General features: G+C 66.1%; 15 protein-coding genes. 6 read left to right on the top strand and 9 right to left on the bottom strand.

Going from position 1 to position 20,532, the window contains the following annotated elements; translation table 11 throughout:
• Positions 1–108 precede the first annotated feature (108 nt).
• The 5 genes from VT03_RS24105 to VT03_RS24085 all read right to left on the bottom strand — a co-directional run bounded on the left by VT03_RS24105 (position 109) and on the right by VT03_RS24085 (position 4,129).
• Positions 109–888: a hypothetical protein gene (locus VT03_RS24105; protein WP_075095368.1), complete on the bottom strand. Its 780-nt coding sequence runs from the start codon at positions 886–888 to the stop codon at positions 109–111.
• Positions 885–1,184, bottom strand: coding sequence for a helix-turn-helix transcriptional regulator (locus tag VT03_RS24100; RefSeq protein WP_231870505.1), 300 nt, complete (start codon positions 1,182–1,184; stop codon positions 885–887). The genes VT03_RS24105 and VT03_RS24100 overlap by 4 nt, the downstream gene beginning before the upstream one ends.
• Positions 1,185–1,372: 188 nt before the next feature.
• Positions 1,373–1,708 (bottom strand): hypothetical protein, encoded by a 336-nt coding sequence (locus VT03_RS24095; RefSeq protein WP_075095366.1) that lies wholly within the window; start codon positions 1,706–1,708, stop codon positions 1,373–1,375.
• Between the two features lie 127 nt (positions 1,709–1,835).
• On the bottom strand, positions 1,836–2,609 hold the full coding sequence (locus tag VT03_RS24090; protein ID WP_075095365.1) for an SGNH/GDSL hydrolase family protein: 774 nt from the start codon (positions 2,607–2,609) through the stop codon (positions 1,836–1,838).
• A 260-nt stretch (positions 2,610–2,869) separates the two neighbouring features.
• Positions 2,870–4,129, bottom strand: a complete 1,260-nt coding sequence (locus VT03_RS24085) for a sulfate adenylyltransferase (RefSeq protein ID WP_075095364.1) — start codon at positions 4,127–4,129, stop codon at positions 2,870–2,872.
• 474 nt (positions 4,130–4,603) lie between these two features.
• Between VT03_RS24085 and VT03_RS24080 the strand changes: the two genes are divergently transcribed.
• The 3 genes from VT03_RS24080 to mgtE all read left to right on the top strand — a co-directional run bounded on the left by VT03_RS24080 (position 4,604) and on the right by mgtE (position 7,336).
• Positions 4,604–4,786, top strand: a complete 183-nt coding sequence (locus VT03_RS24080; RefSeq protein WP_075095363.1) for a CsbD family protein — start codon at positions 4,604–4,606, stop codon at positions 4,784–4,786.
• 293 nt (positions 4,787–5,079) lie between these two features.
• On the top strand, positions 5,080–5,649 hold the full coding sequence (locus tag VT03_RS24075) for a hypothetical protein (protein WP_075095362.1): 570 nt from the start codon (positions 5,080–5,082) through the stop codon (positions 5,647–5,649).
• Between the two features lie 307 nt (positions 5,650–5,956).
• A complete protein-coding gene (gene mgtE, locus VT03_RS24070; RefSeq protein WP_075097266.1) occupies positions 5,957–7,336 on the top strand; it encodes a magnesium transporter in 1,380 nt (459 codons plus the stop codon).
• 445 nt (positions 7,337–7,781) lie between these two features.
• On the opposite strand, the gene VT03_RS24065 is transcribed toward mgtE, so the two are convergent.
• The 3 genes from VT03_RS24065 to VT03_RS24055 form a co-directional block, all read right to left on the bottom strand.
• Positions 7,782–9,890, bottom strand: a complete 2,109-nt coding sequence (locus VT03_RS24065; RefSeq protein ID WP_075095361.1) for a pilus assembly protein TadG-related protein — start codon at positions 9,888–9,890, stop codon at positions 7,782–7,784.
• A gap of 103 nt (positions 9,891–9,993) precedes the next feature.
• Positions 9,994–10,485, bottom strand: coding sequence for a TadE/TadG family type IV pilus assembly protein (locus VT03_RS24060; protein ID WP_082846480.1), 492 nt, complete (start codon positions 10,483–10,485; stop codon positions 9,994–9,996).
• A gap of 3 nt (positions 10,486–10,488) precedes the next feature.
• On the bottom strand, positions 10,489–10,986 hold the full coding sequence (locus tag VT03_RS24055) for a TadE/TadG family type IV pilus assembly protein (RefSeq protein WP_075095359.1): 498 nt from the start codon (positions 10,984–10,986) through the stop codon (positions 10,489–10,491).
• A 618-nt stretch (positions 10,987–11,604) separates the two neighbouring features.
• Between VT03_RS24055 and VT03_RS24050 the strand changes: the two genes are divergently transcribed.
• Positions 11,605–13,203: an AAA family ATPase gene (locus VT03_RS24050; protein ID WP_197489062.1), complete on the top strand. Its 1,599-nt coding sequence runs from the start codon at positions 11,605–11,607 to the stop codon at positions 13,201–13,203.
• A gap of 76 nt (positions 13,204–13,279) precedes the next feature.
• Here VT03_RS24050 and VT03_RS24045 read toward each other — a convergent pair whose 3' ends face one another.
• Positions 13,280–14,278, bottom strand: coding sequence for a hypothetical protein (locus VT03_RS24045; RefSeq protein ID WP_075095358.1), 999 nt, complete (start codon positions 14,276–14,278; stop codon positions 13,280–13,282).
• A 148-nt stretch (positions 14,279–14,426) separates the two neighbouring features.
• Here VT03_RS24045 and VT03_RS24040 point away from each other — a divergent pair, with 148 nt between their 5' ends.
• Both VT03_RS24040 and VT03_RS24035 read left to right on the top strand, forming a co-directional pair.
• Positions 14,427–18,506, top strand: a complete 4,080-nt coding sequence (locus VT03_RS24040) for a cyclic nucleotide-binding domain-containing protein (protein WP_075095357.1) — start codon at positions 14,427–14,429, stop codon at positions 18,504–18,506.
• A gap of 434 nt (positions 18,507–18,940) precedes the next feature.
• Positions 18,941–20,527, top strand: a complete 1,587-nt coding sequence (locus VT03_RS24035; protein ID WP_075095356.1) for an alpha/beta fold hydrolase — start codon at positions 18,941–18,943, stop codon at positions 20,525–20,527.
• Positions 20,528–20,532 lie beyond the last annotated feature (5 nt).

Raw genomic sequence — 20,532 nt, 5'->3', positions numbered from 1 at the left:
CTGGCTGCATTCTTGGGACGGACCGCGCGGCCGTAGCCACCCGAGACCTCCAGTGAGGACTGGTTCAAGCCAACGGAAGTTCCCTCTCGACTCGCCGCCGAATCACCGTCACCGAGTGAGTTCAGCGAGTCCCCAGCCACGGCGTCGACGTCCGCGAGAGAGGGATTCGCGGGCGGAGACCGCCAGGACCACCGGCGCCAGGAGGGAGCAGATCCCCAGCCGCAACCAGTCGGACCGGACGAACATCATCCCGTCCCGGCTGCCGAGCGAGACCGTCACGGCGAAGCCGGCCCCCAGCCCGATCACAACGAGGCTCGAGAACACGAGGAGCAGCCACTGGCGAGGACGGTCATGGCGGCGTTCCTGAAGCGCGCCGACCATTCGGGCGTCAAGCAGCATCAGGACCATGCAGCCGATTGCCGTGACCGCCAGCGACGCGGCGGCCCAGAGCAGCGTGGTCGGCCAGGACGAAGGTCCCCTTCCCCGGATGGCGATCGCCAGCGGGACGACGACGAGTTCGAGGGCCGCGAGCGCCGCGACGAGCCCGGTCGTGATCCGTGTCGCATGACGAAAGAGCGTCTCCCCCTCGCGCCGCTGGACGAGACGATCGATGCGATCGAGTCCGCTGGCGCCGGGGAGAGGCGTGAACATCCATTGTTCGAACTGTGGGACAGAGTCTTGCAGGCTGCGGGTCAGCTCGTCGATCGGGCCCAACCGCCGGAGAACGCGTTCGGCGGGGGAACCGGTCCCCTCGCGATCGATCTCCTCCTGCCAGCCGGCCGCCAGGTGCGCGGCCAGCTCTTCACGCATCCGGTCTTTCCGCGTGTCGCTCGCCCGGACGGGGCCTACGACCTGTTCAATGGCCTCGATGAAGACCTGCGGATTCATGTCGGCACTCCCAGGATACGGCCGATGGTCGAGACGAAATGCGACCAGTCTTCGCGGCGGCGGACCAGGTCGCGTCGCCCCTTATCGGTGAGGCGGTAGATTCGGCGCCGCGGCCCGCGGCGGCCCTGCGTGTCATCTTCCCACTCCCCGCGGATCAGGCGGGCTTCTTCGAGGCGATAGAGAACGGGGTACAGAGTCCCCTCCTTGAGGCTCAGGGCCCCGCAGCCGAGTTCTTCGAGCCGACGAAGGACCTCAAAGCCGTGGGCCTCCCCCCGTTCCAGGGTGGAAAGCACCATGGCGTCGAGGTGGCCACGAAGCGTGTCTCGCTCGATCCTTTGCATGACTGATTATTTAGACAGACTGAGTAAAAAGTCAAGCGGAGATGCTCAGGGGCGGTTTCTTCCGCGTGTTTGTGTCAGCGGACAGTCCTGTCAGGAAGCACATCCGGCGGCGCGTCGGCCGTCACGCTCCGCTCGTTTCGTCATCACTCGGCCCGGTAGAGAACGGCCTCGCAGGTCGCAAACGCCGGAAACATGACCTTTCGATACCAGTCGGATGGAATTTCCGGAAACCGCCGCTCCATGTGATCAGTGAGCAAGCGAAATCCCTGATCGCTTTCGGTGACCTCGATCCATAGCGTCCCGCCTTCCGTCGTCCCGGTGCCCGCCACTTCGAAGCACAGGCAGATTTCATCGTAGGAGAGGAGATCGATCTTGTACGTCCGGATCTCACGGACCTCCTCCCACCGGACGTGAATGGATTCCCCCTTGGGGGGAGAGAGCGTGAAGCCGCTTGAATCAGAGTCCAGCCGTGCGTCCATGACGTCCCACGTTCAATGATCTGGTTCTACCCCGGTCCAATCACTTACCAGTCCAATCACGCGAACGCGGTCCGACAGGATGCTTCCGGGACCGATCCGCCTCTGAGTCGCGGCAGACAAGGGACTGTTACCGGGCCTCCGCCTTCGCTTCCGCCTCGATCGCGGCCCACAGGGCATCGGCGATCGCCTTCATTCCCTTGTCCCCCGGGTGGGCGGCAACACCGTCGTGGTCGATCTTCCGCTCGGAGCGGGCCATCATCGACGGATCGCGGCCAATCTCCCCAAGATCGACAAACGTCGCCCCGACGGCCTTTGCGGATTCGCGAAGGACGGCGTCCTTGTCCGGAGCGACCCAGAAGTTGCCTCGGACGACGACCTTTCGCGCCCCGGCCGCGTTGATCGCCTTCAGCAGGGCGTCCAGTGATGTCCGAAAGCGGTCCCGGTCGGCGTCCTCCTTCAGCGCGGCGACATTCTCGCCGATGGCGACGATCACGAGCTCCGGCCGGAACGCCAGCTCCTCCTTGAGCTCCGTCGCAATGTTGTACTGGTCGAGAGTCCGTTCAAAGGCGGCAATGTTCTTGATCCGGACCTGCGGCTCACCCCCCGCCGCAGCCGCGATCTTCGCCGTCAGGAGATGGACGTAGTCCTTCGCCTGGGACGAAGCGGCCATCCCCCAGTTCCCGGTCCACCCGATCTTCTCCGCCGGGCCGTGCAGCGTGATCGAGTTCCCGAGATACAGGACGCGGTCGCAGGCGATCGATCCGACATGGAGCGGCGACGCGGTCCCCCGCCCTGGCGTCGTGCTCGCCCGGTCCCCAGCCGGCGGGTCCGCGAGACAAAGAAGCGGCAAGGCCAGCCCCAGGCACAGACCAATAGCGGACAGACGGCAGCAGTTGGACATCGCAGCGGATCCTTAACGCGGAGACTTCGGAGGTTTGAAGTCTATCAGGACCTCCCGGCAGTCACCCTACGACCTCGAAGCGGCAGGGCCGATTCACTGCCGAACCGCGATCACGAGCCAGTCTGTCCAACAGAAAACGACGGTCGCGCCCAGACCGACCGTCCCTCTCCCTGCAGTCTTCCGCCTGAAACCTCCCCCCCAAAAGAAAGAACGCCCGAAGAAGACTTCGGGCGTTCGCGTCATTCAGATTGTCGCAGCGATCAGGCGGTCTTCATCGCCGCGGCGAGAATCCGCGACGTGCTCGGACGCATGATCCGGGGATCGACCTGCTCACCCTTCTGGAGGGTGTTGCGGACGTCCTTGCCCGAGATCGACACGGGCTTCTCGCCCGGGTGCTTCTCGGTCAGGTCGACGCGGCCGCACGACTCGTAGAAGGCGGCGAAGCCGACCTTGACCGGGGTGATCTTCAGGTCGCCCTTGAGCTTGCCGAAGATTTCCTGGGCGTCGAAGTCGCCCCAGATGTTCGAGCCGTCGGAGTACGGCACGTCGGCGTGCTTACGGCCGATGATGATGTGGCTGTAGCCCATGTTCTGACGGTAGATGCCGTGCATCACCGCTTCCTTGGGGCCGCCGTAGAACATCTTGATGTCGAGGCCGAGCAGCTTGACGCGATCGGGCACCGACTCCTTCCGCGGGCCCCACAGGGCCTGGTCGCTGTCGCCGTCGCCGAGCTGGCGTTCGGTGATCAGCTTCTCGTAGGTGTCCATCCGGATTTCGGCGTTGACGTCGTCACCCTTCGTCTCGCCGATGAGCGGGTTCAGGACGGCGCCGGCGTTCTTCCCTTCGCGGATCAGGGTCTCGAGACCGTAGACCAGCGCGTATTCGTGAGCCCGGTGCAGGGGGTTCCGGGTCTGGAAGGCGACGACCGCGTCCCAGCCGGATTCGGCGATCAGCTTGCGGACTTCCCGCGGCGTCAGGACGTACTTGCCGAACTTGGCGTTCTTCGGCTGCGGCAGGGCGCGGAGGGTGCCCCCGATGAGGTGCGTGTTGTTCGCGTCCCCTTCGAGAACCATCTTGGCGCCGGCGTGGTCGACGCGGTCGGTCTGGTAGACCGACTGGATGTACTTGAGCTTCGGCCAGGCGTAGACGTCTTCAACGTCCAGGATCGCGACGACTTCGTTGGCCGGGTTCGTCAGGGCGACCTTCTGGCCGGCCTTGAGTTCCTTGGCCTGAGCGGCGGTGACCGGGAACGCGATGGGAATCGTCCAGGCGTAGAGCTTGCCGTTGTTCTCGATGACCGATTCATCGAGGACGCGGTTGTAGACCGCGGAGGTCATGGGCCCCTTGAGCGGGCTCAGGGTTCCGTCGGCGAAGCGGTAGACGCTGGAGAGGTCGGCGGCGGAGACCGGGACCTTCGGGAGCGCTTCGGCTTCGGCCTTGAACGCCGCGACATCGGCGTCCTTGACGGTCAGGCAGACGGGTTCAGACAAGCCACCATGCGGAGCAATCAGATCGGCCATGTTCAAATCGGAAAGGGATGTGGTTACGAGATAACGGTCGAGAACTGGACTGTGTTCGCGACGCAGGTGTCACGACACGGACAAAGTTCAAAACACAGCCGGGAAACGACCCACTCGTCCGCCGGGACGTCGGCAAACCACGTGCGTGCCGAAGCGCGGCGCGAAAGTAGGGCATCGCCCGGAGGTCGTCAAGACTGGGGAAATCAACGCCGCCCCGCCCGTTCCCTGTGCCTCGCCGGGCCGGGCCTCCCCGGAAGCTCGCCCGCCGACGTGCTGGCCCCGCCATCGCCAGCCTGATCGGTCGTCCATCAACTGTCGGCCAGGGGCTCGAGAGGAATCCGTCCGCCCTAACATGCTGTGAACACGACGCTTGCAGATCTCTCACCGGAATGGTCCTTCTTCCTCGCCCCGGAAGGCCTACCATTTGCTCAACCAGGCAATGACCTCCACAACTCACAGATATAGGAGAGAGTCATGTCTGGGAAAACCGATGAAATCAAAGGCCGGGTGAAGGAAGCCGCCGGGGCGATCACCGACGACGATCAGCTTCGCCGGGAAGGGAAGATCGATCAGGCGATGGGCAAGACGAAGCAAGTCGCCGAAGACATGATCGAGAAGGCGAAGGACATCGCCCAGAACGTGAACAAGCCTCGTTGATCGGAAGGTCGCGAGGCAGAGTATAGGCTTGGACGGTCGGATGGTCCTCCGGGATCGCCGCCGCCGAGCCGCAAGTCGCACAAGCTCTGGTCCCCAAAGTGGGGATCGGGGCTTGTTTCGTTTTCCGGGTCCCGTTCGCCGGTGACGCGGTCCGGCTGATGGAGGCGTGATGGCGCGGGGAGTCTTCGCTCCTCGTGAATTCGGCCGGCCGGATTGCGTTTGCAGAGAGAGCTGCCAGAGTCGTAGTCCTCTTATGAAGGGCATCCCTGCTTCCCCTGGTTTGAGATCCCATCATGTGGTTCACCGAGAATCCCTGGCCGCCGATCTTCCTGTTCCTTAGCGGAGCGGTCGTCTTCGGGATCGCCTGGAGCGGAGCTCAGCGGATGATCTACCTCGCCGGGATCGGGCTGATGCTGGCTCTCGCAGGGGGGACCTATTATCTGGAGCAGGCGATCGTCACCGACCGCGAGCAGATCGACGCCTCGGTTCACGACTTGGTCCGTCAGTTCCAGCGGCAGAACCGTCCGGGGACGCTGCAGTACATTTCGACGTCTCCCCAGGCGAAAACGCTTTACGACCTCGCCGATCACGCGATCGATGTCGTCGAGGTCGGGAACGATATTCACGTCACCGATGTCCAGGTCGAGGTCCTGTCGCAGGGGACGCGGGCGAGTTCTCATTTCCGGGTCAATGGGACGGTGGGCCTTCGCGGGCATGGTGCGGGATCGCATTTCCCCTTCCGTTTCCGGGCCCGCTGGCAGAAGGAGCCGGCGGGCTGGAAGATGGTGGAGATTCAGGACCTCGATCCGATCAATGGAAACGAGCTGAACCGCTTCAACTACGTCAATGTCCCGGCCCGCTGACCGCGCCCTTGCCGCCGGAGGCGCTTCCATGAGAAACCGTGGTAGGTACCGGACGTCCGCTTTGTGGAAACGGCGTTCCGGACTCACGGCTCGCCCTGGAATCCCCGTGGGTTGATGTGGAGGGCATCCGGTACGTTGCCCGCGTTTGGACACGATCTCCTTCAGACATCTCTCGACGGCCAGGCCTCCGGCGGGCAAATGGGCGTTGCCCCCTTGCATCCCCCACCAGGGGTACCCCCTGGACCCCGGTAGGGGGTGGACGCAATTCGCTATGATCGGGGCCTCTCCTGTGAGGCCGATCATGACGATGCTCGAAAAGCTGCTGCTCCCCGAGATCCGCGAACTCATCGCGGAACGCGACGTCGACACCCTCCGCGACGTCCTCAACCGCTGGGAACCCGCCGACCTCGGCATGCTCTTCGACGACCTCTCCAGCGAAGAAGACCTCGTCGCCTTTCAATGCCTCGACGCACCCCGCGCCGCACGAGCCTTCGAATACCTCGAATGGTCCGTCCAGGAACAACTCAGCCGGCTCCTCCCTGAACCCGACCTGCGGTTCATCCTCAACGAACTCTCGCCCGACGACCGCACCGCCTTCCTCAGCGGCTTCGGCCCCGAAGAGATCGAGCGGCTCCTCACGCTGCTCACGCCGGAAAACCAGCGCGTCGCCCGGTCCCTCCTCGCCTACGGAGAAGGAACCGTCGGCCGGCTCATGACCCCCGACCTGATCGCCGTCCGCGAGGAATGGACGATCACCGACGTCCTGAAACACGTCCGCGCCGTCGGCCGCGACAGCGAGTCCCTGAATGCCGTCTACGTCCTCGACGACTCGCACCACCTCATCGACGACATCCGGATGCGGGAGATCCTCCTCGCCCCCCCGGACGCCCAGGTCCGAAGCCTGATGAACGGACAGTTCGTCGCGCTCCGGGTGACCGACGCCGAGACGACCGCGGTCGAGCTCTTCCGGAAATACGACCGGTCCGTCCTTCCCGTCGTTGACTCCAAAGGAGTCCTCGTGGGAGTCGTGACGGTCGACGACGTCCTCGATGTCGCCGAGGAAACCGCCACCCGCGAGGCCCAGAGGTTCGGGGGCCTCGAAGCCCTCGACGAGCCCTACATCGCCACCCCGGTCGGAACCCTCGTCCGCAAGCGGGCCACCTGGCTCGTGATCCTCTTCGTGGGGGAACTCCTGACCGCCACCGCGATGGGCTTCTTCGAGGAGGAGATCGAAAAAGCGGTCGTCCTGGCCCTCTTCGTCCCGCTCATCATCTCCAGCGGCGGGAACTCCGGGTCACAGGCGGCGACCCTCATCGTGCGGGCCCTGGCGGTGGGCGAGATCGCGCTGCGGGACTGGAAGCTCGTCCTCAAGCGGGAGCTGTTCTCCGGCCTCCTCCTCGGCCTTGTCCTGGGGACGATCGGCTTCGTCCGGATCGCCCTGTGGTCCTCGTTCTCCTCCGTCTACGGGCCGCACTGGCCGCTGATCGGCCTGACCGTGGCGATCTCGCTCGTCGGGATCGTGCTCTGGGGGACCCTCTCGGGATCGATGCTCCCCTTTCTGATCAAGCGCTGCGGCCTCGACCCGGCGACCTCCTCCGCCCCCTTCGTGGCGACACTGGTCGATGTGACCGGCCTCGTCATCTACTTCAGTGTCGCGCTTCTCTTCCTCCGCGGAACACTTCTGTAGGGATGACGTCCTGACGACTGAGCCTCGCGCGCGAGGCATCGGTGCAGGTTCCTGATTAGAAGAGACTGGAAACACAGAGAACACGGAGAGGGACGGCCGGAGAGTCGACGGTTGCAAGGTTTTCGAGAGGGAGAGAAAGAGCCACAGATCAACACGGATGAACACAGATTCGGGCAGGAAGGTGCCCCCACGGCCTCCCGTCCGGCGTCTGCGTCTTTTCTCTCCGTGTCCTCTGTGCCTCTGTGTTTCAAAACCCGAAGGCGTTACGAAACGCAACAGCATCGGCAGCGATGAGCGACGGACCTGCCCCTGGGCAGCACCGGACACCGTGTCCCGCACCGCGCACCGTTCCATCTTTGCTCGACAAAAAGGAAAACCACCTGTGCGACGCGAAGTCGTCCAGGTGGCTTTGAGAGAGTGTTCCGAACCGTGCCCGGGCCGGCGGTTATTCCTTGACGAGCTTGGCCGGCGGGACGAAGGCGGCGATTCGATTGAAAGCGGCCAGCACGTCCGCCTCCATCTCGGCCACGCTCTGATCGCCCGGGACATGGATGTAGATCCCCCGCCCCAGCCACGCGATCGCCGACATCAGGTCCTGGTCCGCCCCCAGCCCCACCGACATGCAGTGAATCGTGTAGCCGGCGTCGACCGCCTCCTTGGCCTTCACGAGGGCGTACTGGGCGGCCGTGTTCGTCGTCGTGTAGTCCGCGGTTCCGTTGTTGTCGTAGTCGAACAGCGTGTTCCAGTTCCAGCCGTTCGGCATCTGCAGGGTGCCGTTCCGGTTCGCCAGACCGTCGGTCATCAGGACGATCGTCGGGCGGGTTCCGGGACGCTTCGAGTTGTCGAGCATCAGCTTGCCGCGGGCGATCCCGTCACCAATGTTCGTGTTGTTCGTGTAGTGAGCCGCCTGACGGTGGCCGACGATCTGCCGCAGGTCCGCAAACTTGTCGCAGATCGGGTTGGAGCTGAGGTTGATGTTGTAGCCGTCGTAGTTGAGCGTGTGCTCGTCGACCGCCGTATCGGCATAGCAGACCAGCCCCAGCTCATCGCCAAAGCCGAGGTCCTCGACGAACGTCGCCAGCAGCTGCGCCCCCTGCTTGACCGAGTGGAACGGGTAGTGCGGCGTCCGCCACAGGTCGTTGCACTGGGAGTAGCTCGGATAGGTCCGCATCAGGTAGTCGACGAGGCACATCCCGCCGTACTTGTGGCGGTAGCCGGCGGTATTGATGTAGCTGTCCGTCTGGCAGAAGGTGATGAAACCGTCCCAGCTTCCGGCGGCATAAGGCCACGACACGCTGTTCCAGCCGAACTTGGCCTTGGCCGCGGCATTCGACGTGAAGGCCAGATTGACGGTGGTCGTCGGCGGCGAGGAGCCGTTGGGATTCGCCACGGTGACGGTGTACGACCCCATCTTGACCGTCACGCTGCTCACGTAGGTCCCGTTACCGGAGACCGTCCGGTCCTTCACCGATCCCGAGACGTTCGTGGTCGAGCTTCCGCCGCCGTAGTAGTTCAGGACGATCTGCGTGATGTTCGTGTTCGTCACCACGCGGTAGTTGGGATGGTTGAACGTCACGGTCGCGGTCCGGCTGCTGCTGGAGCCGGAACCGGAGTCAGGGTCGCCGTTCGTCGTGTACTGGATGCGGACGTTCGCGGCCGTGATCGTCTTGGCCGTGCCGCTGCGGGTGAACGTTCCGCTCGTCCCGGAGGCGGTGAGCGTGGAAGTCGTGTTGTCGCTGTAGGTCAGCGTCACCTGGTTCATGGCCCGCGTCAGGTTGCTGACTACGAACTGCGTGTTCCGGAACTCCCCCGTACCGCTCTGGCTGTTGCTCGTGACCGTGTAACCCGCCCAGGCGGGCGTGAACGGGAGCGTCCCGTAATTCCGGACGGCGATGAGCGCGCTCCAGATGTTCTGCATGTTGGTCTCGATGGCCGACTGCGAACGCAGGCTGAGCGACGTATAGGTGCTGTCGTCGTTCATGGAGCCGGAGTAGTCGAGCACGGCCACGATGTCACGGGCTTCGACGTAGGCGGTGGCCGAGGTCTGGAGCTGCTGGGTGTCGCGGCCGAAGACCGGGGCGAAGAAGAGGGGCAGGAGCCCGTCCGGAGCGGACGTGTCGTCCTCGGTCCGCCGGGCGTGGACCCGGACGGTGTTGGCCGGCGTGGAGCCCCAGCTCACCGAATACGCCTTGGTCTGGGCGTTCTGCGTCCGGAGTCCGAACTCGACGTCCTGCTGCGGATCGACGTAGATCCCGTTCAGTCCGGCGATCTCGGCCGCCTTGAGGCGGGCCTGCTGCATCGCGTAGGCGGTCACGTCCTGGACGTCCGGCCCCGCGTTCTGTACGGCATTCGTGATCTCCAGGGCCGCCGCCAGCGCCGCGGCATCGACGCCGTTCTGCATCTGGCTCCGCGTGACGGAGATGTAGCCCAGGTCCACCGAGAAGGCGACGAACGCCATCATCGCCACCAGGCAGACGACGCCCAGGACCATGAACGACCCGCGCCGGCCGGAGCCGACCGGCTGCCGGGAGTATTGACTGGTAACAGCGTGCATCGAACCATCCCCCCACGGCACCGGACACCCTGGCGGTTTCGTCGCCAGCGGCCTGCGGTCCCCCCCGACTGTCTTCATCGATCCCGAGACGCCTGGACCGGATTCAGTTTGTCACCTGCGAACGTCCCATGCGGTAGACCGCCGAGAACGACAGCGTCCGCCCCGAGAGATAGTCCGCCGGCAACCGGCTGACCTGCGAGTAGGGAACGCTGGCGGTGATCCGAAAGCTCTTCAGGTAGTTCGCCTCGTCCGAAAGATTGAACGTGGCGGAGCTGTCGGCGTGCGTGATCGTGATCGTGACCCGGTCTCCGGCGATCCCGTTCGCCGACAGGAAGTTGCGGATGTCCTGCGTGACCTTCTGATTGAGCGTCTGGGTGGACGAGGTGACTTCGCTGAGGTCCATCGACGCGGTCCGGGCCCCTTCGCGGACGGCGGCGCACAGGTCCCCGCTGACCTGGAAGGCATGCCCGGCTTCCGTCATGCCGAGGATCAGCAGGAGGAAGAGGGGGGCCATGAGCGCGAACTCCACCGTCGCCATCCCTCGCGAGAGGGAGCGTCGTAGCCGGGACGGTGTGTGGATTCGTGTCGCTTTCATGGATTATTCGTGCCGCATGACCGCCTGACCGACCAGGTTCAGCTCCCGCGCCCAGAAGGGGGGGAGCAGCGCGACGCGGTCGTAGGGGACCGTGATGCGGACCAGAAACAGCTGCGAGTCGTCTGCGTTCTTGACTTCGATGTTCGGCAGGGACGAGTAATCGACATCGCGGGCGTCGACGCCGGCGTTGTCGAAGACCGACGCGTCCTTGACCAGCACGGTCGCCTCGCTGGAGGCAAAGGAGGATCCCAGGATCTCGTTGACGCGAGCCCGGACCTGGGCGGTCGTCACATCCTCCACCGTCCCCAGGCGTGCGGCGATGCGGGCCGCGTTATTCAACGTGTTCATGACCAGGTTGACGTGCCCGAACTCCACGAGTCCCATCAGGAACACCATGAAGACCGGAAAGACGAGCGCGAACTCGACGATGTAGGTCCCGCGGCGCGCGGCCCCTCTTCCGGATTGACGGAAGGCAGGACGACGATGACGGACCGACTGCATTTCGCTTCAACCTAGACTTCGAGCCCGCCGCCGTGGCGCAGGCTGCGAATGGACTCCGACTCCCTTCAACCCTAGGTCACGCGCAGAATGGTGCAAAAAAAATATTGGACTTTCGGAATTGTCCCAGCGTTAACGCGCATCCCGAACGCGGCGGCTTTTCCGCCAACCCGCCGCAAGCGTCGGGACGCCGGTCGATCCGCAAACGGCGATTTGAGGTTTTTCCAAGCGAGCCCGCCTCGAACCTCGCTGCAACTTTCATGACCGCCCCCGCGCCGAGCCCGCCGGATTTTTCGCCTCCCCTCAAGAGAAGGAGATTGCCAGACGAGATCCGCGTCGCCCTTCCGCGGGTGCCGGGAGAGGTTGTGAAAGAGGAACATTCGCCCGAGGACGGTGGCCACCGCGGCGGCAGGCGATGACTCCCATTCGATCATCCGGCCATCAGTCTGTTGGATCGAGACGCGAGACAAACGACTGGCACTTCCTGCACAATCGGTCCCTTCGGAGGAATTCTTCTTCCCCCTCCTCGCATTCCGCTGGCGAATGAGGAGATGTGACACACTTTCGAGTGTCCCCTCCCGATCCCCTCTCCTCCTCCCCTGCCCTGGGCGGACGACGGACATGGAAACCCTCGATACTCTCCTCCGCGGCCTTCGGATCGGCGCGCCCCGCAGCACCGCCGCCGCACCGCGTCCTCCCGGTTCCCCGGAAGGAGACCGGCCTTCCGCGGCCCCGCTCTCCTCTCAGGCTCCTGCGTCCCCGGCGAACGACGAGACACCGGCCCCGCCGCAGTCCGTTCCCGTCCCCCGCCCCACAGCCGTCGAGACAACGGCCGCCCCGGCTGCCACGACGTCGCGGGCAAACCGAGTCGGGCTGCTGGAACGGGAGCTGCGGAACTTCATCCTCAATGAGCCGACCCGGCCCCCTTCACCGCTGCGGCCCAAGGAAGTCGATCCCCGCGCCGAACCGGTCTTCGAGCCCACCGCCCCCCGCTCCCTCGAGGAGGCGGGCCTGACGGAGAGCGATGTCGGCTCGCTGGTCCTCAAGTTCCTGCTCCCCCGATCGGTGGAGACCGGATACCAGATCGCCAACCAGATCGGCCTCCGGTTTCCGATCATCGACCAGATCCTCCGGCAGCTCAAACAGGACAAGCTCCTCACCTACAAGAACAGCCTCACGGCCGGCGACTACCTCTACGAGCTGACGGACGAAGGACGGGTCCGGGGGGAGAAGCTGAGCCGGCAGACGACTTACTGCGGGACCGCTCCCGTCTCGCTGGCCCACTATGCGGCCTCCGTGACGGCCCAGACTCTCTCCGGCCGCAAGCCGCCGCTCACCGCAATCCGCGAGGCGATGGGGGACCTCAATCTGAAGGACAGTCTCCTCAGCGGGATCGGCCAGGCGATCCACTCCGGCCGGGGGATGTTCCTCTTCGGCCCGCCGGGGAACGGAAAGACGAGCATCGCCGAGCGGATCACGAAGTCGTTCGGCGACACGATCTGGATCCCGCGCGCGGTCCACGCCAACGGCGAGATCATCCGCCTCTTCGACCCGAACCGCCACCGGCTCGCCCCGTCGCTCTCGACGGAGGAGCGGAAGGAGATCGACGGCCGCTGGGTGCAGATCCAGCGTCCGACGATCATTGCCGGCGGCGAGCTGCGGATGGAGAACCTGGAGATCACCTACATCCGCAGCACCGGGATCGGCGAAGCCCCGCTGCAGATGAAATCGAATTGCGGCACCCTGCTCATCGACGACTTCGGCCGTCAGCGGATGCCGGTCGACGAGCTCCTGAACCGCTGGATCGTCCCGCTGGAGCAGCGGCACGACTACCTGCAGCTCGAGAGCGGCCGGTCGATCCAGGTCCCCTTCGACCAGTTGATCGTCTTCTCCAGCAACCTCGAGCCGAAGGACCTCGTGGACGACGCCTTCCTCCGCCGGATCCCCTACAAGATTGAAGTCCGCGATCCCTCGGAAGAGGAGTTCCGCGCCCTCTTCCTGCGGCAATGCCGCGAGCTGGGCTTCGAGGTCTCCCAGGCGGACGTCGACTATCTGATCCAGTCGCACTACCGGCCCAAGAACTGGCCGTTCCGCTACTGCCATCCGCGGGACATCCTGCGACAGATCGAGAACCGCTGCACCCTCCATGGCCTGCCGCGGGCCGTCACAAAAGACGCCATCGACGCCGCGGTGCAGAACTATTTTTCGATCATGTTGTGAGGAAGTTGTCAGTCATCAGTTGTCAGTTCTCAGTCAGACGAGGCCGTGCCGGCTGCGAACTGACAACTGAGAACTCTCAATAAAACAACGACATCACGGTGTGGGCCACCGCCAGAATCAGCAGCACCATCGACAGGATGATGTGCGGGAAGAGCCAGCCGTGGAGCCAGTTGTGGATCCGCTGCTGCGACATCAGCTGCCGTCGCTCGTCGCAGGCGACGCGGATCTCCTCCACTGCGGGCCGCAGGCGGGTCGGCACGCTCCCTTCGAGCCGCGAAATGCGGGCGAGCGCCAGCGTCGGGCTGGCGAGCGGGTGCTCCCGGGTCGCGGACGGGCTGAGAAACGACAGGACGTCCTCACAGAAGAACTTCGCCAGCTCCCCTTCCGGCGAATAGTTCTCGTCCAGCGGCGAGACGACGAAATCCATCAGGACCGACGAGGAGATCGTCGCGTTCGTGAGGGAACTCTTGGCCTTGCCGGTCTTGGAGCTGGTCTGGAGCGAGGCGATCGACGAGAGGGTCACGGTCGGGCCGGAACGTTTCTCTTCCGCCTTCATCGCCTCGGCGAGCGCCTCCGGGCCGCAGGCAGCCAGGACCGCTTCCTCGGTCAGCTTCCGCAGCCGGCCGCAGGCAATGGGAATCTGCTCCGTAATGGCCTGGGCGGGGACGGCGGCGGTCATGTACCGCGGCAGGTACTGCTGGAGGATGACGCCGAAGATCCCGCTGAAGATGACGATGCCGAAGACCGCCATCAGGACCTGCTCCAGCGAGCCGCCGAGCCGGAAACCGGCGTGAAACAGGATCAGGGGGACGCTCCACAGCCCGATCCAGAGGTGCCCCCGCAACCAGCCCTTGGCGGTTCCGACCCGGGCGCCGGGGACCTTTTTCCGCGCCGGGAGGAGCCCGGCGATGATCATGCAGATCGAACCGGCGATCCCGAACAGCAATCCCTGCCAGGTGCCGCCGCGAGGACCGTTGACCGCGGAGGTGGCGTACCACCAGTAGGCGGCGGACGAGAGCAGGACGACGGCGATCGTCGCCAGCAGCCACGACCGGTGCGTGCGGTTCAGCAGCATTCCCTACCCCCAACTCCCCACATCATGCGGACAGCCCCGTCTGGCAGGCCCTTCGGCGAGAACCGCGAATTGCCACGGAGGCCGCGTCACCATAAACTCGGTTGATCGCTAAAGCTACAGGAACTCGGACAGTTCAGGAAGGCGCGGGATGAGTGCGGAAGCAGCGGCCGGGGCAGCGGCAGTTGGAGCAGCGGGTGCGCCCGCACCGGCACTCAAGGCTCTCGCCATCAAGGCGGAGATCAAGCTCAAGAACCGCCCGGGGGATGACTTCATCACCTCCAACGAGGCGGCGGCCTTCGAGATTTTCCGCCGCCTGGCCAAGTCGGCTCCCGTGACCCGCTATCCGGGGTCGGTCGTTCTCCGCAGCTATCGGCAGGGGGAGCTGATCTGCCAGCAGGGGCAGGAGGGGGGGAGCGCCTTCTACATCCCGACCGGCGAGGACATGCAGCGGTTCCGGGAGATCAAGGGGACGATCAAGGACACGATGGAGATCCCCTTCTCCACCGATCCCGGCCGGGACAAGCAGGTCCTGACGGCGCGAATCCTTTCGGGGCGGACGACCGCCAAGAAGAAGGGCTTTTTCAGTTCGCTGTTCGGGAGCAAGGGCTCGAAGACCGTCGGGATGGGGGTCAAGGCGCCCAAGGCGATTCCGAACGACGGGCCGACCGACATCGACGCCAACACCCGCGAGGCCCCTCTGTTTGAAGGGGACATGTTCGGCGAGATGAGCTGCATGACGTTCGCCCCCCGTTCGGCGACGGTCATTGCGCGGCGGGACTGCCGGTTGATCGAGTTCAACCGGAACATTTTCGACCACATGCAGCAGGACAAGAACCACAACGACTGGGTCAACTCGGTCTACATCTCCCGCGTCCTCGACACCCACCTCCGCCGCCTGGAGATCTTCCAGGACTTCGACGACGCCCAGATCGAGACGCTGCGGAAAGGGGTCTCGCTGGAGGTAGTCGACCCGGGGGCGATCATCTGCGAAGAGGGAGAAGAGGCGACGGAAGACAAGGCGCTGGACGTGTTCATCGTCCGCAGCGGCGTGGTCCAGGTGGCGAGTAACGTGAGCGTCTCGCTCAAGTATTCGGACATCCTGAACTGGAAGGGGTTCTGCGAGGCGCTGGTCAAGAGCGGCGGAATCGTGACGGCGGCCGCCGCGGAGCCGAAGGCGATCGTCAAGGCAGCCCCGACCAAGGTGGCGGCCGCAGCCGCCGCCGGAGCAGCTGCGGTCCCCAAGGCCGCGGCGGCGCTGGCCCCGGCCGAGCCGGGCAAGAAGCCCTCCCCGGCCGACATGCTGGCCGCCATGAAGGCCAAGAAGGCGGGCGATGGCGGGGGAGCCGCACCGGCTGCTCCAGCGGCCGCACCCGCCGAGGGAAAGAAGCCGAGTCCGCAGGACATCCTGGCCGCCATGCGGGCCAAGAAAGCCGCTGCCGAAGGGGGAGCCGCCCCCGCCGCCGAAGCCTCTCCCGCGCCAGCCCCCGCCGCGGACGAAGGCGCCCCGAAGAAGAAGCCGAACCCGCAGGAGATGCTGGCGGCGATGAAGGCCAAGAAGGCCGCCGCCGAAGGGGGCGCTGCTCCCGCTCCGGTCGCCGAAGAACCGGCCCCCGCACCGGCCGCTGAGGAGCCGGCGAAGAAGAAGCCCAATCCGCAGGAAATGCTCGCGGCCATGAAGGCCAAGAAGGCCGCCGCCGAGGGGGGCGCCGCTCCTGCTCCGGTCGCCGAGGAACCACCTGCCGCGGCCCCCGCCGCCGAAGAGCCCGCCAAGAAGAAGCCGAACCCGCAGGAAATGCTCGCGGCCATGAAGGCCAAGAAGGCCGCCGCCGAAGGGGGCGCTGCTCCCGCTCCGGTCGCGGAAGAACCAGCTGCCGCGACCCCCGCCGCCGCGGAACCGGTCAAGAAGAAGCCGAACCCGCAGGAAATGCTCGCGGCCATGAAGGCCAAAAAGGCCGCCGCCGAAGGGGGCGCTGCGCCGGCTCCGGTCGCCGAAGAACCGGCTGCCGCGGTGCCGGCAGCCGAGGAGCCGGTCAAGAAGAAGCCGAGCCCCCAGGACATGCTCGCCGCCATGAAGGCCAAGAAGGCGGCGGCCGAAGGGGGCGCTCCGGCCGAAACCCCGGCGCCGACCGCAGCGGCTCCCGCTGCTGCTCCCAAGAAGGCCAGCCCGCAGGACATGCTCGCGGCGATCCGGGCCAGGAAGGCCGGGGGTGACGCCGGCGCCGCGCCGGCCGAGGCCGCTCCTGCTGCACCGGCCGCTCCACCCACCGCCCCGGTGGCGGCGGCGACTCCCAAGGCAGCGCCGGCCGCTGATCCGGAACCGGAGAAGGAGCCGGACTGGGACGTCTTCGACAAGTACCTGATGTCGGACGAAGGGGGTCTGGGCGACAATATCGGGGCCTCGCTCATCATTCCTCCGCCGGTCGCCAGCTCGCTGAAAGCGGCGGCACCTTCCCCCTCTCCGTCCAAATCGCCGGCCCCCGCCGCCCCGCCGAAGGCGGCGGCTACCGCGCCGGCCGCCGCCCCTGTCGCCGCGGCTCCCCTGAAGGCGGCCGCGCCGGCGGCCCCCAAGGCGGCGCCGGCCCAGCTGGTTCGCGTCTCGCTCCCGCCGTCGACCGCCAGCCCGCCGGCGCTCGTTTTCCTGTGGCTGAGCGACAAGGTCCAGGACCTCGTCCGGGAGGTGGCGAACGCTCCGGCCGCCGGACCGAGCCGCGAGACGTGCGAGATCATCCTGCAGGCGATCAATGAGCTGATCCGCTCGCGGGCGTTCCTGGGCTCCAAGGGATTCGAAGAGGAGTACGAGCACGCCGAGGTGAGCCGGTACACGGCGTCGTTCCCCGGCGGCTTCAAGGGGATCAAGGACAAGTGGTCCGAGCTTGAGCTGCGGACCGCCGGCCGCGTCCTCATCCCGCACCTTTATCCCAAGCTGATCCAGCAGCGCGAGGAGTCGCAGGGGCCGCCGCGGATCCTGGCGTACCTCTCCCGCGGCGACTGCTTCGGCGAGATCGCGGTCATCCGCAAGGAGCCGCGGAGCGCGAGCTGTATCGCCTATGACCATGCTTCGAACGACCCCAAGCGCCGCAAGGGGCGGGTGGAGCTCGTGCGGATCTCGGGCGCCGTGTTCCGCAAGCTGATGCGGGAGTCCCGCTCGCTCTCCAAGAAGATGCGGGAGTCGGCGACCCGCCGGCTCCGCGAGAGCGCGAAGAAGGAAGACAGCTCGGCCGCAACGGCGATCACCTCCTCGAAGGAGTTCCAGGATCTGGGGCTGTTCCAGGGGAGCCGGCTCCTCCTGATCGACCTCGATTCCTGCACCCGCTGCGGGGACTGCGTCAACGCCTGTATCGAGACGCATGACGACGGTTACTCGCGGCTGTTCCTCGACGGGCCGCGGTTCGACCGGTTCCTGATTCCGTCCGCCTGCCGGAGCTGTCTCAACCCGTCGTGCATGATCGGCTGCCCGGTCGGCTCGATCATGCGGGGAGACAACGGCCAGATCGAGATCGCGGACTGGTGCATCGGATGCGAGAAGTGTGCGGAGCAGTGTCCGTACGACTCGATCCAGATGCACGACCTGGGGCTGATCCCGGACCAGTCGATCGGCTGGACGTTCGCGACCCGCAAGCGGGTCAGTCCGAACTGGTATTCCTCGCGGCGGGCGTCGGGGCGGTGGTCCTCGGGGCTCTCGCCGTTCACGTGGACGACGGAGTTCGTCCATTCGCTGCCGCGGCACCGGGGGAACTGGGAGCAGGAGGAAGTCCTCGATCTCTGTTTCCGGCATCTGTTCGACGCTCCGCGGGGGGACCGGTCCTCCCGGATGTATCGCCTCATCCTGCAGGCCAAGGGGGCGACGCCATCGGTGTGGCTCAACGGGGAGCCGCTGAAGCTGTCGCAGTCGATGGCCCAGTCGAACCGCGGGGAGCATGAGGCGGATGTCTCGGCGGAGAAGTTCCGGCGGTCGGGGAACGTGCTGGCGGTCGAGCTGTTGCGAAAGGAATTTGCGAAGCTCGGCGAGCCTCTCTTCTCCGCGCGACTCGACGCGGTTCCGGAGGCGGGAGCGCGGGCGATGGAAGTCGCCGGTCCGGATCAGCGGCCGGAGCTGGAACTGGTGACGCACCGGGCGGCGGTCTGCGACCTGTGCAGCCACTTGCCGAGTCAGGATCCGGCGTGTGTTTCGAGCTGTCCGCACGATGCGGCGATCCGGGTGAATCCGCTGGTGAATTTCCCGGTGTGACGAGGCTGAAGACTCAAGGCGGAAGGCCGAAGGTCGATGGGGCGGCCGATCACGTGACCAACGCTCCTGTCTCACCGGGTCCAGGGGCACCCTGGTGAGGGGATGCAAGGGGGGTCACACCCCTCTTGCCCGCCGGAGGCCGACCGTCGGGAGCCGTTGAAAGCGGGTTGTGTCCGATCGCGGCTCGGTGCGAGATGCCCCCTCCCCTCTTCGCGGCCTGCGTTGACGAACCGAGAGCAGCAGGTCCATCGGAGGCGCACGGATACTGGACGCGCGCTGACCTTTCCGATTCGTCAGCTCGGGCGGCAATGGGACGCGGCCGGTAGAACCGGGGCGACGGCGGGCCTATCATCGGCCGCGGGTTCCGGGCGTTCACGCGGTCTCGAGCCGCGGCGCCACTCATCCGCTGTACACCCCCTCGTCGAGATCGGGATATGCGCCGCTTCCGTTCCCTCGGTTCCGGGATCGCCCCCTGGCTGCCGGTCGCCTCGCTCCTGGTGGCCCTCCTTCTCGGCGGACCCGGCGACGCCGCGGCGGCCGAGCCGGCCCCCTTCACCGGCGCCCGCTCGGAATGGCACGACGGGTTCGCCCGGTATGACTACCTCCTGGATGAGGAGACGCTCCAGATCGAACCATTCGAGCGGCCGGAGAAGGAGGGCTTCGGCATCCAGGATCCTCCGGCGGGGAAGCGGCGGTGCCTCGTCGTCGCGCCGAAGAAGCCGGCCGACGGAAATCCGTGGTCGTGGCAGGGGTGCTACTGGGACCATCAGCCGCAGGCGGAGGTGGAGCTTCTCCGCCGCGGATACCACATCGCCTACGTCTCGGCGAACGCGGCGCTGAAGCCGGACAAGACCTGGGAAGCGTGGTACGCGTTCCTGACGGAGAAACACGGGCTCTCCCCGCGGCCCGCATTCGTCGGCATGAGCCGCGGCGGCGAGTACGCCTACACCTGGGCCACGCGGCACCCGGACAAGGTCTCCTGCGTCTACGGCGACAACCCGGCGATTCACCCCGAGGCGCTCGGGCGGCTCGGGGACCTCGCCAGGGCCGAGGTCCCGCTGCTGCATGTCTGCGGCAGCATCGACCCGCTCCTCGACCGCTGCTCCAACACGATCGAGACGATCTACCGCCAGCTCGGCGGGAAGATTTCCGTGGTCATCAAGGAAGGAGTGGGTCACCATCCCCACAGCCTCCGCGATCCCAAACTGATCGCGGACTTCATCACGGCCAGCTTTCCTGCGCCGGAGAGAACCGTCCCGGACGTGATCGCCGTGGGGGGAGCCGGGCGGGTGACCCGCTCCGCTTTCTACGGCGCGCCGGCGACCTACGAGGAAGTCCCGCAGGAAGGGACGTTCCTGACGCGGCGGGGACCGCTGTTCAGCCCGTTCTACGATCGCTACGCCTTCGGCCTCGATGGCGTCGAAGGGACCGTGCAGGTGATCCTGCCACGGAAGGCCGCGGCCGGAAACCCGTGGGTCTTCCGGGCCGACATCCCGACCGCCGCCTCGACCGTCGATCTCGCGCTCCTCGCCGAGGGGGTCGCGATCGTCGTCGGTCCGGTCCCCTACAACGGCGACGGTCCCCGCGCCCAAGACTGGAACAAGGTCTACGCCCACCTCACGAAGTACGGGTTCTCGAACCGCCCCGTCCTGGCGGGCTCCGGAGGGGCAGCAGGCGAAGCGTACGCCTGGGCGATCGCCAACCCGGACAAGGTGGCGTGCCTCTACGGCGAGAACCCGATGCTGCGGTGCACGATGACGAAGGCCCAGCCGATGGACGGCCTCGAGACGCTGGCGAAGGCGCATGTCCCGATCATCCATTCCTGCGGCACCCGCGACCCGCTCCTGGACCGCGAATCGCGCGTCGCCGAAGCCAAGTACCGCGCGCTCGGCGGCACGTTCGCGCTATTGGCGATCGAAGGGACCGGTCCCCTTCCGACGCCGCCGCGGAAAGTGGCGCTGATCGTGAAGCTCCTCCTGGGCCACATCGCCGGCCCGTCCGCGGAGTCGCCCGCCCGGTAGGGCAT

The organism is Planctomyces sp. SH-PL14 (assembly GCF_001610835.1).
Taxonomy (GTDB): Bacteria; Planctomycetota; Planctomycetia; order Planctomycetales; family Planctomycetaceae; genus Planctomyces_A.
The sequence above is the reverse complement of the archived record's forward strand: the minus strand, read 5'-3'. Positions and strand labels throughout refer to the sequence as shown.

Coding starts and splice junctions, on each gene's coding strand:
- VT03_RS24105 (WP_075095368.1), bottom strand. CDS start 888: ATGAATCCGCAGGTCTTCATCGAGGCCATTGAACAGGTCGTAGGCCCC.
- VT03_RS24100 (WP_231870505.1), bottom strand. CDS start 1,184: ATGGTGCTTTCCACCCTGGAACGGGGGGAGGCCCACGGCTTTGAGGTC.
- VT03_RS24095 (WP_075095366.1), bottom strand. CDS start 1,708: ATGGACGCACGGCTGGACTCTGATTCAAGCGGCTTCACGCTCTCTCCC.
- VT03_RS24090 (WP_075095365.1), bottom strand. CDS start 2,609: ATGTCCAACTGCTGCCGTCTGTCCGCTATTGGTCTGTGCCTGGGGCTG.
- VT03_RS24085 (WP_075095364.1), bottom strand. CDS start 4,129: ATGGCCGATCTGATTGCTCCGCATGGTGGCTTGTCTGAACCCGTCTGC.
- VT03_RS24080 (WP_075095363.1), top strand. CDS start 4,604: ATGTCTGGGAAAACCGATGAAATCAAAGGCCGGGTGAAGGAAGCCGCC.
- VT03_RS24075 (WP_075095362.1), top strand. CDS start 5,080: ATGTGGTTCACCGAGAATCCCTGGCCGCCGATCTTCCTGTTCCTTAGC.
- mgtE (WP_075097266.1), top strand. CDS start 5,957: ATGCTCGAAAAGCTGCTGCTCCCCGAGATCCGCGAACTCATCGCGGAA.
- VT03_RS24065 (WP_075095361.1), bottom strand. CDS start 9,890: ATGCACGCTGTTACCAGTCAATACTCCCGGCAGCCGGTCGGCTCCGGC.
- VT03_RS24060 (WP_082846480.1), bottom strand. CDS start 10,485: ATGAAAGCGACACGAATCCACACACCGTCCCGGCTACGACGCTCCCTC.
- VT03_RS24055 (WP_075095359.1), bottom strand. CDS start 10,986: ATGCAGTCGGTCCGTCATCGTCGTCCTGCCTTCCGTCAATCCGGAAGA.
- VT03_RS24050 (WP_197489062.1), top strand. CDS start 11,605: ATGGAAACCCTCGATACTCTCCTCCGCGGCCTTCGGATCGGCGCGCCC.
- VT03_RS24045 (WP_075095358.1), bottom strand. CDS start 14,278: ATGCTGCTGAACCGCACGCACCGGTCGTGGCTGCTGGCGACGATCGCC.
- VT03_RS24040 (WP_075095357.1), top strand. CDS start 14,427: ATGAGTGCGGAAGCAGCGGCCGGGGCAGCGGCAGTTGGAGCAGCGGGT.
- VT03_RS24035 (WP_075095356.1), top strand. CDS start 18,941: ATGCGCCGCTTCCGTTCCCTCGGTTCCGGGATCGCCCCCTGGCTGCCG.